This window comes from Pedobacter endophyticus (assembly GCF_015679185.1).
In the GTDB taxonomy this organism is placed as follows: Bacteria; Bacteroidota; Bacteroidia; order Sphingobacteriales; family Sphingobacteriaceae; genus Pedobacter; species Pedobacter endophyticus.
Window position 1 is genome coordinate 598,944 of sequence record NZ_CP064939.1, and the last position, 14,462, is coordinate 613,405.

Annotated in this window: 11 protein-coding genes; 2 read left to right on the forward strand and 9 right to left on the reverse strand. The window is 45.6% G+C overall.

All coding sequences use genetic code 11. From position 1 onward, the window contains the following. Nucleotides 1-87 precede the first annotated feature (87 nt). From IZT61_RS02485 to IZT61_RS02500, 4 genes are all read right to left on the reverse strand, one after another. Nucleotides 88-2,325 carry a xanthine dehydrogenase family protein molybdopterin-binding subunit gene (locus IZT61_RS02485; protein ID WP_196099623.1) on the reverse strand — a complete coding sequence of 746 codons (2,238 nt, stop codon included), beginning with the start codon at nucleotides 2,323-2,325 and terminating at the stop codon, nucleotides 88-90. An 11-nt stretch (nucleotides 2,326-2,336) separates the two neighbouring features. Further along, nucleotides 2,337-3,350, reverse strand: a complete 1,014-nt coding sequence (locus tag IZT61_RS02490; protein WP_196099624.1) for an FAD binding domain-containing protein — start codon at nucleotides 3,348-3,350, stop codon at nucleotides 2,337-2,339. After that, entirely contained in the window at nucleotides 3,343-3,855 is a 513-nt protein-coding gene (locus IZT61_RS02495) for a (2Fe-2S)-binding protein (protein WP_196099625.1), read from the reverse strand. The genes IZT61_RS02490 and IZT61_RS02495 overlap by 8 nt, the downstream gene beginning before the upstream one ends. Before the next feature lie 127 nt (nucleotides 3,856-3,982). Beyond that, on the reverse strand, nucleotides 3,983-6,187 hold the full coding sequence (locus tag IZT61_RS02500; RefSeq protein WP_196099626.1) for a hypothetical protein: 2,205 nt from the start codon (nucleotides 6,185-6,187) through the stop codon (nucleotides 3,983-3,985). A 138-nt stretch (nucleotides 6,188-6,325) separates the two neighbouring features. Here IZT61_RS02500 and IZT61_RS02505 point away from each other — a divergent pair, with 138 nt between their 5' ends. Beyond that, nucleotides 6,326-6,481, forward strand: coding sequence for a hypothetical protein (locus IZT61_RS02505; RefSeq protein ID WP_196099627.1), 156 nt, complete (start codon nucleotides 6,326-6,328; stop codon nucleotides 6,479-6,481). A gap of 703 nt (nucleotides 6,482-7,184) precedes the next feature. On the opposite strand, the gene IZT61_RS02510 is transcribed toward IZT61_RS02505, so the two are convergent. The 4 genes from IZT61_RS02510 to IZT61_RS02525 form a co-directional block, all read right to left on the reverse strand. Further along, entirely contained in the window at nucleotides 7,185-8,903 is a 1,719-nt protein-coding gene (locus IZT61_RS02510; protein WP_196099628.1) for an alpha-amylase family protein, read from the reverse strand. Nucleotides 8,904-8,986: 83 nt separating this feature from the next. Next, nucleotides 8,987-9,241, reverse strand: coding sequence for a hypothetical protein (locus IZT61_RS02515; protein WP_196099629.1), 255 nt, complete (start codon nucleotides 9,239-9,241; stop codon nucleotides 8,987-8,989). An 874-nt stretch (nucleotides 9,242-10,115) separates the two neighbouring features. Next, nucleotides 10,116-11,924 (reverse strand): malto-oligosyltrehalose trehalohydrolase, encoded by a 1,809-nt coding sequence (gene treZ / locus IZT61_RS02520; protein ID WP_196099630.1) that lies wholly within the window; start codon nucleotides 11,922-11,924, stop codon nucleotides 10,116-10,118. Nucleotides 11,925-11,926: 2 nt separating this feature from the next. Then, nucleotides 11,927-13,537 carry an alpha-amylase family glycosyl hydrolase gene (locus tag IZT61_RS02525; protein ID WP_196099631.1) on the reverse strand — a complete coding sequence of 537 codons (1,611 nt, stop codon included), beginning with the start codon at nucleotides 13,535-13,537 and terminating at the stop codon, nucleotides 11,927-11,929. A 196-nt stretch (nucleotides 13,538-13,733) separates the two neighbouring features. Between IZT61_RS02525 and IZT61_RS02530 the strand changes: the two genes are divergently transcribed. Beyond that, nucleotides 13,734-13,991 carry a hypothetical protein gene (locus IZT61_RS02530; RefSeq protein WP_196099632.1) on the forward strand — a complete coding sequence of 86 codons (258 nt, stop codon included), beginning with the start codon at nucleotides 13,734-13,736 and terminating at the stop codon, nucleotides 13,989-13,991. A 104-nt stretch (nucleotides 13,992-14,095) separates the two neighbouring features. Here IZT61_RS02530 and IZT61_RS02535 read toward each other — a convergent pair whose 3' ends face one another. After that, nucleotides 14,096-14,350 (reverse strand): hypothetical protein, encoded by a 255-nt coding sequence (locus IZT61_RS02535; RefSeq protein WP_196099633.1) that lies wholly within the window; start codon nucleotides 14,348-14,350, stop codon nucleotides 14,096-14,098. Nucleotides 14,351-14,462: the final 112 nt, after the last annotated feature.

The following is a 14,462-nucleotide window of genomic DNA, read 5'->3' on the forward strand; positions in this document are numbered from 1 at the left end:
ATTCAATGGCTTGCATTGCGATTCCTACCTGCGTGGGAATGACGAAACATCAATGGCAGCTTCATGTTTCGGTTAAAACAAACACCCCTAATCAATCAGCATCTCAAAATGGATCGGGAATTTGTTTATCCTTTTTCCTGTGGCGTGGAATATTGCGTTGGCTATTGCTGGTGGCATCCCTACTAACCCAATTTCACCCAACCCTTTACTTCCAAGTTCGTTCACAATCTCATCTTTCTCTTCTACGAAAATTACATCGAGGTCGTGAATATCTGCATGAACCGGAATATGGTATTCGGCAAGATTCTGGTTCATGTACTTCCCAAACCGGTGATCGGGAATGGTTTCCTCTCTAAGTGCCTTACTGATGCTCCATACCATTCCACCCAATATTTGGCTTCTGGCCGTTTTCGGGTTGATAACTGTTCCTGCGGCTACGGCAGTGATGGCCCGGGTAACGTTTACCATTCCCAGTTCTTCATCTACTTCAACTTCTACAAACACTGCGCTGTGGGCTGCTCTTGTATGTTTTTTTAGTTTTAAGGGATTTGGAACATTTAACTTCTTTGTGCTGATTACCTTTCCCTTATTTGCGCTAACAATTTGGAAAAGAGAGAGTTTTTTATCGGGCGCATCGCTTGCAAATACATATCCGTCGCTAAATGTTACTTCATCCAGTTTATAGCCGTCGAGCGGAGAGTTGGTTATTCCTGCGGCAATTTTAAAGATCTTTTTGCGCAAGGCCCTAACGGCCGCAGTTACAGCCGAACCTACTGTAGAAACTGTAAACGAGCCTCCTTGTATCGGTGCAAACGGCATCTTGCTATCGCCATATTCAAATGTTACCAATTCCAGCGGCAAGCCCAGTTCGTCGGCGGCAATTTGTGTCATTACAGTTAACGTTCCTGTACCAATGTCGGTAACGGCACTTTTCACCAACAGGCTGCCGTCGGTTCTTATTGTAGCCTCTGCCCTTGCAGGTAGCGTCATCGATTCCCAAACACCTGTCGCCATTCCATAGCCCACCAGTTTATTGCCTTTTTTCATGCTTCTCGGCATCGGGTTGCGCTTATCCCAGCCAAATTTTTCGGCGCCCTGGGCAAAGCATTCACGAAGTTCTTTGCTCGAGAATGGTCTGCCGGCACTCTCATCTTTTTCGGCATAGTTGATCAGTCGCATTTCGAGCGGGTCTTTTCCTACTTTGTAAGCAAGCTCGTCCATGGTGCTTTCGATGGCGTGCAGGGCTGTGCTTCCTCCCGGCGCACGCATATCCAAAGGCGAAAACACATCGAGCGGCACAAGCTGGTATTCGGTAGCGAAATTTGGGCTTGGATAAAGCATGGGCGACCAATTGACAACTACCTCGGTATAATCTTCGTTCCTTGATGTTTCTGCAACGGCTTTATGGTAAAGTGAGGTGATTTTGCCATCGGCATTTGCCGAGAAGCGAGTTGTTTGTATTGTTGGCGGCCGATGCCCGAACGTGAACATCTGGCTCCGGCTTAGCGTTACCCTAACGTTTCTTTTTAACTCGAGCGCTGCCATAACCGATAAAAACAGTTGGTATTGTGGCCGCAGCCCTGAGCCAAATGCACCACCAACGTAGGGCGAAATTACCCTTACATCTTTAAAATGAAGCCCGAAAACGTTTCCAACGTAAAGCTGGCAATTAATCGTTCCTTGCGTTTTATCGTAAATGGTAACTTTGCCCGGCCCATCATAAACCGTTGTCGTAGCAAAAAGCTCGAGCGGGTTATGGTGCTCTGTTCCATGCACAAAATACCCTGAGGCACTGTGAGGAGCCAACGAAGCAGCTTCTTCGGCGTTTCCTTTATCTTTTGGTGGCAGCGGCTTTAATGCGGTGGCCATGCCTACTTTCGGATCGCGGGCGGTTGAAAGGTTGGCTTCAAGATCAGTGTTAAATTCTTCCGTTTCGTAGGTTACCTTTAATACCGATGCCGCGTGCCTGGCCTGTTCAAAGGTTTCGGCAACAATTAGCGCTATGGGTTGCCCGTTATAAATCACATCTCCCTTGTGCAAGGGCCTGAACGGACTGCCGGGCGGCGCATCCATATCTGAATACTGAATGTCGAACCAAGCTAAGGAAGGGCGGTTTAGGTGAGAAAACACCGCTACAATTCCGGGCAGTTTCTTTACCTCCTCGCTGTTAATAGCTGTGATTTTTCCTTTCGTAATGGTGCTGTTTACCACGTAGCCGTAAAGCAAATCGGGTACGTTGTATTCGCCCGCGTATTTCGCCTGTCCGGTTACTTTTAAATGGCCCTCTAAGCGGCTGATGGGCTGTCCCTTTAATAATTTTGACATGTTCTTGCTGATTAAAGTGATGGTTGTGCACCGGGCAACTGGCTCGATGGATCGAGCGCCATCATACAGTTTCTGATAATGGCCTTTTTTGCCAGGCCGATTTTAAAATCATTAAACCCATAACCTTTTGCGCCTTCGAGAATAATATCTGCTGCGAGTGAAAAATTTGCTCTGGTAGGCGATTTGCCCTTTAAAAATGCTTCAGCTTCGCCTATCCTCCATGGCTTATGGGCAACCCCGCCAAGCGCTATCCGGGCCTCGGTAATTGCATCGCGTTCAATTTCTAACGCCGTTGCGACAGAAACGAGTGCGAATGCGTACGAATTTCTATCACGAAGCTTTAGGTAAGAATAATATTTATTAAATCCACGATTGGGAAGTTCGATACCGATAATCAGTTCGCCATGTTGCAGGTTATTATCCAGATGGGGGGTATCGCCGGGAAGGCGATGAAAATCGGCAAATTGCAATATTCTGTTACCGTTCGGGCCTGCAATATGAACGCTTGCATTAAGTGCGGCGAGTGCGACACACATATCCGACGGAAATACGGCTATGCAGTGTTCGGTGGTTCCTAAAATGGCCATGTTTCGATTATACCCGTTTAGGGCCGAGCAGCCAGATCCGGGTTCGCGCTTGTTGCAGGGCGTATTGGCATCGTAAAAATAATAGCAACGTGTACGCTGCAACAGGTTGCCTCCGTTTGTGGCCATGTTGCGAATTTGGGGCGAGGCTCCGGCGAGTATGGCCTTCGATAGCAATGGATATTGATCTTCGATGGTTTGGTGGTAGGCCAGATCGGCATTTTTAGCAAAGGCATCGATTAAAATCCCATCGTCGGTTTTGGTAATTATTTCTTTTTTAAGGCCGTTTATATCGACCAGGCTCGAAGGAAAAAACAGGTTGTATTTGATCAGATCGATAATATTTGTCCCGCCGCCGATAAATCTCGACTGCTCATCGGCTGCTACTTGTGCAATGGCCTCGGCGCTGCTATTGCTTTTAAAATAAGCTAAATCATTCATTATCGATCCTTTCTTTAACTTCCATTATGGCATCAATGATGTTGGTGTTGGCTCCGCAGCGACACAAATTACCGCTCATCAGTTCTTTTACATCTAACCTGTTTCTGGCCTTACCTTCTTTAAACATACCCACTGCGCTGCATATTTGGCCGGGTGTGCAATAACCACATTGAAAAGCATCGTGATCGATAAATGCCTGCTGAAGCGGGTGCAGTTCTTCGCCGTTTGATAGTCCTTCTATTGTTGTAATTTTCGCACCATCGTGCATTACGGCAAGGGTAAGGCAACTCAGAATCCGCTTATCATCGCAAATTACTGTACAGGCGCCACACTGACCGTGATCGCAGCCTTTTTTTGTACCCGTTAAATCGAGCCGCTCGCGAAGGCAATCTAATAAGCTTACCCAGGGTTTTAACCTTAGTTCGGTTGATTTTCCATTAATTTCAAGCGTAATATTTTGCGCATTGTCGGTAGAATCTGCGTCGATTTGGTTCGCAATTGCCATAAATCTGTTGTTAGTTGACTTGTAATGAAACACCATCTGTTGGCGATATGTTTAGGTTGAAGCATTAATTCTTTGTATTATTTTGATGGATGTTGTTTGGCGGCGCTGAAAAGGTACGCTTTTAGGGTTAATGTTTCCAGGCAATTACCACTTCCTGATTACCGTTTAGCTGATATTCTAAATGGCCATCTTTCAAATTTGTTGGCGCTAATTCCTTACTTTTTTGCGTACGTACCGAAAATTCCGGCAGTTTTGTTTTTCCGGTTTTAAGAATCATCATCCGGCAGGTCAATCGCTCATCGCCTAAAACCTTGAAATGAATATCACTTCCTTTTCTTGCTGTGAAATTCGACGTTGGATAATCGACATACACCATAAATTCTTCGTCGGGAACGGGGAGATAGTGACGAGGCAAAATCCCGAAGGCATTTCCGGCGCCATAAACCTCCTGACCCACGGTGCCCGATTTTAGCCAACCGTCCTGCAAGTCTTCCAGGGCGATCCACAGTTTAGGGTCTACCTCTCCCACTTTGGGTTTTTCTTCGAGCATCTCTTTCGGCAACATTACCGGATAATAATACTTGGCCCTGTTAACCAGTTGGCGAATATATTCTGCAATTAGCAGCCGTACGGCGGGTAAAACTTCTACACCATCGGCATGCATCAAATAATCGTGGAAAGCACAAAATACTTCCTGCTCCTCGTAAACCGCCGTGTAGGGCGCATCGTTCAACGGAAACAGCGCAAAAAAACTTGGGAAATTTTTGCCATAGCCGTAATTGCAATCCCAAAGCTTGGTGTTCCTAAAAATCGAAGCGAGGCACATGTAACTCAGCTCGAGGTAAATATCCTTGTTGGTAATTTTATATAAGCGAAGCAGCGCCCCGGCAGAAAATGCCGTATTGTTTGCCTGGTAAAACACCTGAAATCCCTTGCCTTTTAAGGTTCTCGCCGATTTTTCTGCTTCGTTCAAATAACGCTTTTCTTTGGTAAGCTCCCAGGCTTGCAACATCACATGGGCATAAATTCCGGCCACGTCTTTTTCGCCGCCCTGCCCCTCTGCGGTTTCTGCCTTAATTACCTCAAGGGTATCCATTTTGTAAAATACAGGCCATTCGTAATTGAAATGATGGGCAACTTTTATCGCATATTTTATCGAATTTAAGAAGAGTTCCTCGCAAACTTTATCGCCTTTTAGCGCCAATCGTGATAAGTTTAGCAAGGGATGATGAAGGTACCAGCTATCCATAACGCCCGGCTTTTTCTGTTCTTCTTCCATCTGGAGCTGATCTTCTGATGCTGGCAACCAGCGGTTGATGGTGCCCAGTTTTTCATCGTAAAATGCAGGGAGACCATCTTTAATGGTTTTCGTTACTTTTAGCGTTTTTCCGCTCCATTCCTCGTAATCGACTAACGGCAGCAGCACGGCCAACTGAACCATTACTTCGGGCGGCGTTTGATAGTCGCTTACATAGGCATTGAAGTATTGATGCCCTGCTACCTGTGTCCAACAGCCTGGGCTATCGAGCAGGTCTTTTTGGCTAAGTCGCAAAATCTCAGGCCAGTTTTGATACTTTGTTTCGGGCAACGGCAAAAGCAGGTAAATTTTCGATAACAGGTTAAGGTATTGCCTGATCATTTCACTTTCCTTTTGCGGTATCTGCTCGTCTAAGGCGATGATGGCATCGTTAATTACAAAGCGTTTTCCGGCGGGCAAAGGCGCTTGCATAGCAGATGGTAAGGAAAACCCCAGCTCCGGCCAATTGCCGCCGACAGTATCGGCGAGGCTCGTTTGAGTCTGTTCGCAATAATCGTTTAAAGCAGTTAAATTCTGCAGATAAAGTACTGACAGGGCGTTGGCTTCTGGAAGGGTCATGTAAATAAAGCCCGACCTCGTACCCCACTGGCTGGCGTGAATTTCTCCTTCGTCGTTGGTTAATCGTCCGCTTTTTCCGGTCGCTAAAATGTCTTTTGGCCAAAATGGAATAAACAGATCTTTTTCTGGCTGCAAAGAGGTGGTGTAGCGGAGAATGGGTGTATCTCCGGGTTCGACATTGATTGTGCACTGCAAATTGCCAATATCGCTGGCGAGCTTAAGATCGACACCCGTTGTACGTTCGCTGATTTTAGTGATTTCTAAAAAGGCACCGGGACTAAAGACCGCCCGAAAGCAAATTTGCGAACCAGTTGACGTTAAAGCAACTATCCAAACAGAATCGTGCGTATTGTATAATTTGAAGCAGAAATTATTAACTGAAAACTCGTAGAGCGCCTCATCTATTGCCGCTAGTTCGGTCGACGCTGATAAAGCCCAGGGTGATACTCCATTCATAATTTTCTCAATTTAGATGCAATAACATTCGAATAAACATGCGCTGTTGCGGTTTTGTTTTACTACCCGCCTAACGATGACGCACAAAACCTTTCGCCGCTTAAGGGTGTTTTTATGAGGAATTAAAACCTTAAAATTATGATAGACCCAAAAGAAGAACAACCGGAAAAAGCAAACGAGGAAATTGAAATGCCAGATGAATCGAATCAGGACGAAAATTCGGCTGATGATAATTGGGATGAGCACATGCAGATTGATGAAGAAGGCAACGAGGTTGATAGCGATGACGTTTAGCCGATTAGAAGCTTTGTTCGATCCCGATTTGTCACGTTGAGCTTGCCGTGGACATTCGTCCGGTTAATGACTGGTTTAACGCTGTCGTTCTGAGGAGTAATTTATTGCATACAAATCAACATGAGTGACGTTGTTATTTGGTAGATACTCCTAAGAGATTTCGAGCGTAGCCGAGAACCACGAGTGCTCAGCGAAGCTAAATCTCGATCCAAGGTTCAAAGGTTTCTCCTCCGAAGGAGCTCCTATGGAGCACTTCGGTCGAATCTGATAGCTGTCGGATGACGATTTTGGATTGTTTTTTATTACCTCTCCCTATTAACGTTTGGGTTAAAAGCACAGCCTTTTCTTTCTCTCTCCTCGAGGAGAACCTATCCCGACTTTTCCTATCGTGTGGACACATTTTTGAAATATCGTTTTACGAGCTGAAATCATCAAATCCGATAGCTATCGGATGACAACACATTTTATGGCGTTTTCTAAGAACGGTCGTCATCCTTCCCGAAGCTTCGGGAGGGATCCTAATGCGCAATAAATTGGGCGCCCAGCATTAAGATTCCCGCCTGCGCGGGAATGACGGCGCACAAAACGAGATGTGTCCACACCGTAAGATGCTTCACGGAAGCATTCCAAGCGATGAAACGCAGAACGCAAAAGTCTTTGAGACAGCCCCCTATCGTTAATGCATGCAAAACACGTTATTATATTAATCTTCTCTTATCCAGGCGGCACCATAAGGCACCAACTGAATAGTTTGCTTTCCGGCAGCAAGTGATTTGTTGTTATACAGATCAGTAGCTTTTGCAGATAATGCCAAATTTACCTGGGCTGGTTCGGCAGAAAAGTTATGCAAGACAATTAGTCGCCCTGAACCTGGCTGATATTCGAGGCCCATTACATGCCTATCTCCGGTAGCGATTGAGGTCCACGTAGAAGTGCCAATTTCGGGACATTTCTTCCGCAGGTCAATTACTTTTTTTATGTGGTTCAAGATCGAACCACTGTCTTTTTGTTCCAGCTGCACATTAATTTTCTTATAGCCGTAATCGCCGAGGGAAATCACCTGACGAAACGCCTTTTTGGCGGTTGTAAATCCTGCGTTGGCCGTGGTATCCCACTGCATCGGCGTGCGTACCGAAAGTCGCTCTCTTAACGTCAGGTCGTCGCCCATTCCGATTTCCTCGCCCGAGCGAATTACGGGCGTTCCGGGCAACGAATAAAGCAGGCTGTAAGCCATCTTCAGTTTGGCATCGTTGTGGAGCATCGGTGCCAGTCTTCTTCTTATTCCGCGGTTGTAAAGTTGCATATTGGGTTCGGGCCCCATATCATCGTAAACGGTTTCACGCTGCCTTTTGCTTAGCCGCCCGAGGTCGATTTCATCGTGATTTCGTAAAAAGAATGCCCATTGCGATGCTCCTGGTTTACTTCGGGTATCTTCTAATGCCTTTACAAAACTCGATGGTTCTTCTTTCGAAAGTGAATAAAACAGAAACTGATTGGCATAAAAATTAAACATCATCGAAAGTCGTTCGCCTTTTGTGCCAAAGTATGCAACGTTTTCCTTCGTCTCAACATTGGCCTCGCCCAAAAGTAAAACCTCGGGATTTGCTTGCTTTGCACCCCTAACCAGCGAATCGAGTACGCCATACAAATGCGATGGCTTGTCGGCCCCATCTTCAGGTACATCAATAATAAAGGGTACAGCATCGAGCCGGAATCCTAAAATGCCCTTTTTTGTCCAGTACGCTAAAATTTTAATTGCCTCTAACTGAACGGCCTTGTTTCTGTAGTTTAAATCGGGTTGAAAATCGTAAAACCGATGAAAATAATAGCGCTTTGCGATCTCATCATAAGTCCACGTTTCTGTTTGTACCCCTTCAAATGCCATGCCCTTGTCGTAATCTTTTGGTTGCGTATTGCTCCATACATAGCGGGAACGCAGTTTTCCGCTGCTATCTGCCCGGGCTGCCTGAAACCATGGGTGATCGATAGAGGTGTGGTTCAGCACCATGTCCATTACAATCTTAATATCATGTGCGTTTGCGGCTTTCATAAAACGCTCAAAGTCTTCCATCGAGCCCAGTCGTTTGTCAATGCCATAATAATCGCTCACATCATAGCCGTCATCCCGATCTGGTGTGGGTTGAAACGGCGAGAGCCAAATTACTTTTACCCCTAGCGATTCGAGATAAGGAAGTCTTGAAATGAGCCCCTTAAAATCGCCTATTCCATCGCCGTCACTATCCTGATAGCTGTCTACATCGAGGTTGTAAATAATGCTGTTGCGATACCACCTATCGGGGATTGGCGTTTCTTTTACTTCGGGTTTTTGTTTACATCCGAAAAGTGATAATGATAGTAAAAACGAATATAGGAAAGCTGATCGGCGGCCGGCCAGCAGAATGGTCATAAATTTAATAGTCATAGGCTTGGAACAAAACATCAATTTGGTGGTCTGTAATTTTATTAGAATTTAAATACAGTAATGCATTTTTATAAAACAGAGAGTCAATTGCCATTCCGTTTCTTTGTTCTACCAGATTTGCTTTTCCTTTTTAATGAATCGTTGCGGTTTTCAATTGTTTTTAGGCTGTCTTTTTTTGGCCATTGCGTGGCGTTGGGGTCATATTTTTCTGGTTTTGGAACAGCGGTACGCTTCGCTGTGGTATCCATTTTTTTCTTGTTTTGTTTTTTTGACGGCGTTTGTGCAAACAGGTAAAATGGCGCCAAAAACATGATCGCTAGCAAAAGTCTCTTTCTCATATCTCGAATTTTAGGGATTAGATAAATCGGGAACATTCTTTCTAAAAAACAGCTTAAAAAAAAGAAAGTTCTTTCTATTTCAAATTCGCCCAGTTTAACTCCCGCTAATCAGGATTTCTAATCCTCTCATTAGATAGGATTTGTAATTGTGACTCCCTTAGCTCTGGATTTCAAATCCAGTTTCAAATAGGGCAAGATTGGAAATCTCGACCAGCATTGTCGCAACCCAGCATTGTTACAACCGCTAGTCGGGGATTTCCAATCCCGACTGCTCTAGCCCTGGATTTCAAATCCAGTTTTAATTAGGGCGAGATTGGAAATCTCGCCAGCATTCGCGCTAGCTGCCCCTAGCTAGGCAGGGTTTGTAATTCTAACTCCAGTCAGCTCTGGATTAGAAATCCAGTATTAATTAGGGCGAGATTAGAAATCTCGCCCAGCATCCGAGCTAGTCAGGATTTGTAATTGTGACTCACTTAGCTCTGACTTCCATAGCTCTGGATTTAAAATCTAGTTCTAGCCAGGACGAGATTACAAATCTCGACCAACACAGCTCTCGGAGATACATTAATCTATCTAAAAGATACTTCTTTGTATCTCGGAGATACCTTTTTCTATCTAAAAGATGCTTCTTTCTATCTCGGAGATACCTTTTTCTATCTTGGAGCACTAATTTAGTGCTCGGAGCAGCAAATTAGTCCTCGGAGCACCAAATTAGTCCTCCGAGGTACTTTTAAATGCCCGTGGAGGCACTTTTATCAAAACTCAACAGCTATTAAACCGCTTCTGATTTTGTTAATTTGAGTTCGATAAGGTGTGTCCACACCCGCTGGATTTCTAATCCTGACTCCGATAGCTCTGGATTTTCAATCCAGCGTTAGCACAACACAGAGACGCTCCACGGCGCCAGATGAAGTAACTCGTCGGGCGAGACACTCCGCCCCTGCTTTCCATCGACATTGCCATTAGAAGACAGAATCGTATCAAAAGCGGCAAATTTCTTCCCAATGGGATATTCGTTTTCTGTGGCCGAAATATTGAATACGCAGGTTATGGTTTGTTTTCCATCATCGCTAAATCTAACCACTTCAAGCACCGCATCACTTAGGATATTTGTTTGCAGATTTTGCCTGTTTTTACTCTGTAAAGCCGGAAGGGATTTCCTCAACGCAATCAACTTTCTGTGCCATGCCAGTAAATCGCTGCCTTGCTCGCTTTGGCGTAATTTCCAATCGAGTTTACTTTGTAAAAATGTTTGCAACGATTTTGGGTCGGCCGGTTCCTCGTTACCGTTCAGGCGCTCAAATTCTGCTTTTCTCCCCGCTCTGATGGCTTCTAATAAAGTAGGATCGCTATGATCGACGAAATACTGGAACGGGGCGGTTTCGCCATATTCTTCACCCATAAACAGCATGGGCACATAGGGTGAAAGTATGCACACCGCCGCTGCAAGTTTTAAGCGTTGGGGATCGAGAAAGGAGGCCATTCTTTTCCCTTGCACCCGATTGCCCGTTTGGTCGTGATTTTCGTTAAAAACCACAAAATGATCCGGTGAAATGCCTGCAGAAGATGCGCCGTGCCGTTTTTTCCTGAAGTTGACAAATTCGCCGCTGTGTACAAAACCATCGCGGAAAGCTTTGGCAAGCTGACCAATCGAGCCAAAGTCTGAATAACGGCTTGCGCCTTCGGGATCGATCAATACGTATAAGGCGTGTTGAAAATCATCAAGCCACTGCGCCCGAAAACCCATTCCGCCCAACTCAACGGGCATTACCACCCTTGGGTTATTGGAGTCGCTTTCGGCAACCAGATGAATCAGCCGGCCGTGTTTTTCCATTAGCGTTTTTAATCTGCAATGCGCCTTTTCCCACAAATGTACTGCGCTGGCATCGTAAATTTCGTGGATTGCATCGCACCGCAAGCCATCGATGTGGTAGTGCTCAAACCAATGCTGCATGTTATCGACAACGAACGCAGAAACGCCGTCGCTCCATTCTCCGTCGAAGTTGATCGCCTCTCCCCAGGGGGTACAATATTTCTTGCTAAAGTATGGGCCAAATTCTTTCAAATAGTTTCCCTCTGGCCCCAAATGGTTGTAAACCACATCTAAAAACACGGCGATACCTTTTTCGTGGCAGGCATTTACGAGTTTTTTAAGCCCAATTGGCCCGCCGTAACTGTTTTGTACGGCATAAGGGTAAACACCGTCGTAACCCCAATTACGCGTTCCCGAAAACTGTGTAACAGGCATCAGCTCAATTGCATTAATGCCCAGGTCAACAAGTTGATCAAGCCGTGGAATGATGGCTTCGAAAGTGCCTTCGTTGGTAAAGGTACCCACATGCAGCTCGTAAAAAACCAACTTATCAAAACAAATGCCTTTCCAAAAACGATCGTGCCAATCGAAACTTTCATGATCCACTATTTCTGATTCGGCGTGGACGCCCTCGGGTTGAAAATGGGAAGCTGGGTCGGGCAGAAACTTTTCGCCGCCGTCAACACTAAACAGGTATCGGGTACCGCCGGGAATATCGTCGAACTCCAATTGATGATAACCGCCGTCTACCTTGACCATTTGAAACTCTCCCATAAACGGGTGCACAATCTTTAGTCGTACCCGCTCCCTTTCTGGTGCCCAAACACGGAACAAACAGTGCTGGTCTTCGTAATATATCCCTGTTTCCATCGCTATGGCCTTTCTTTTATCTCAACAATTGTGGCATCGTTTGCTCCCATTTCGAAACCTTGTGTTAAAAATTCGCCGACCCCGGCATCGTTTGTAGAAAATATGATTTCGCCTGATAGGTTAACCGGAGGCAAAAATGGCGCAGGACTATCGCTCAGATTGAGGATAATCAAGTAGCCGGGAGCGTTTTCTGCTTGCCTGATATAAGCCAAAAGTTGGCTGTTTGCCAGCACTGGGCGATAAATTCCATATTTTAAAGATGGCGAACTCTGCCTTAAAGCAATCAGTTTGCGGTACAGGTTTAACATTGATTGGGGGTAAGCCATTTGGCTGGCTACGTTGTTGTCTTTGTGATCTTCGGCAAGCCTGAGCCATGGCTGACAGGTACTGAATCCGCCAAAAGTAGTGCCATCCCATTGCATTGGCGTACGAGCAGGATCGCGGCTGAGGCCCTTTTCGGGCATATTTAATCCCTGCGGGTCACGGATTTCATTCGGTGGTATTTTCACATCGCTCATTCCGATCTCGTCGCCGTAATACATTGTGGGTGTTCCCCTTAATGTAAGCAATAAAACCGCGGCCACCCTGGCTTGTGCGGCGCCAACTCTGCTTAGCACGCGGTGTTGATCGTGATTTCCTAAAACCCAGTTGGGCCAGCCACCCGCGGGTAGCGCTCCTTCGTATTGGTCTATCGCTAAGCCAATGGCCTTAGCATCCCATGGTGTTTCGAGCAGGGTAAAGTTAAAGGGCATGTGTGCTCCACTGTCGTCCTGCCCGTAATAGGCCATTAATCGCTGTATGGGCAGGTAAATTTCGCCGATCATTACCTTGTCTTTATAATGATCTAACAGGGTGCGCATTTTGTTTATAATTCGATGAACTTCAGGCTGGTCGGTCGAAAACACCGGCAGTAGCTGGTTGTAAGTTGCCATTTCGGGGGTATAATCAGGATTGACAGGATTATCGCGAAGCAGTTCATCTTTAACCATATGCCAAATCACATCTACCCTAAAACCGTCTACGCCCTTATCGAGCCAAAATCGCATTACGTTTAGCATGGCTTCTTGTACCGCTTCGTTTCGCCAATTAAGGTCGGGTTGTTCGCTAAGGAAACCGTGATAGTAATACTGACTGGTGGTTTCATCCCATTGCCAGGCGCTTCCGCCGAACATGGCCAACCAGTTGTTGGGCGGCCCACCATCGGGTGCAGCATCCTTCCAGATGTACCATGAACGTTTGGGATTGTCTTTTGACGACCTGGACTCGAGAAACCATGGATGGAGATTTGAGGAGTGATTGGGCACAAAATCGAGAAGCAGTTTCATGCCCCGGTTGTGCACCTCGTTCATCAGCCTATCAAAATCTTCGAGGGTACCGAAAAGAGCGTCTACACCGCAATAGTCTGAGATATCGTAGCCAAAATCGGCCATTGGCGACGGGTAGATTGGTGAGATCCAAATGGTTTCAATTCCTAAATGTTGAAGATAATCGAGCTTTTCAATTACTCCGTTCAAGTCGCCCACTCCATCGCCATTACTGTCTTTAAATGATCGTGGATAGATTTGATAGATGATTGTTCCTTTCCACCATTGCGCATCGTTGTGTGTATCCATATTATAATGTTGTATTCTTTTCTTCCAAAGGGATCGTTATCTAATAACAAGAGTTTAACGAGGCAGTTTGTATTGGCACTACCTTTTTTTTATTTCGGTAAATACGCAGGTACGTTTTTTTACGCGGAACAAATACCTAAAAATTAAGTACGCTAAACAAGTGGGCAAACCGGGTGGTTTATATTAAAAAAAGATTATGGAACAGCAAAGGAAGCTTGCTCGAAGGGATCGGATGTCCATAGCAGAGCAAGTCGGTACTGACAACCGCGGCGATGATAAACAGGAACTTAACGGAAAAGATGGTAAGGAGGCAAGTTGGCTGAATGAGGTTAGCAATGCTCCACAGGCAATGCCAGCTGACGATCGAAAAATGGATGGAGCCAACTCCGTAAAGGGGAAAATTTCAACATTGAGATGGCACGTACCTACGAACGGAATTTCGAAGCTTTTGTAGGCGGCAGACTAATATCGAAAGTGAGGGGCAGCGATGAAGAATCGCTGCCTTTTGTTTTAGTCTGGCTCAAAATAGATCAGCGTGGTGGGGGCTTGGTTCGACACTTACGGCGTAGCTTTGCCTTTGTGCTCCCAATGGTCTTTAATGATGCTTCCGGCGGAATTAAACTTCAGGGTTCTGGCGTACCGCTCGCCACGAACGAAGCCATTTTCGTCCTTTTTGCCCATAAACAACAAAATGGGCCTCCCCTCAATGTCAGTTTTTATGCTTAAATCGTATCGTCCAAATTTCTGCTCGATCATGGCAGATGGTTCGTAGTTCTTTTTGAGAATGTTTAGTATCGGATCTTTCAGTTTCATATCGGTTACTGATTTTGGATGTGTTTTTTTATGGCTAGGTACTGAAGTTCTGGGTTATTTTTTTGTTACGAAAAACCGCGGCCGTTTTGCAATTGTTTTAATCGTAACTATA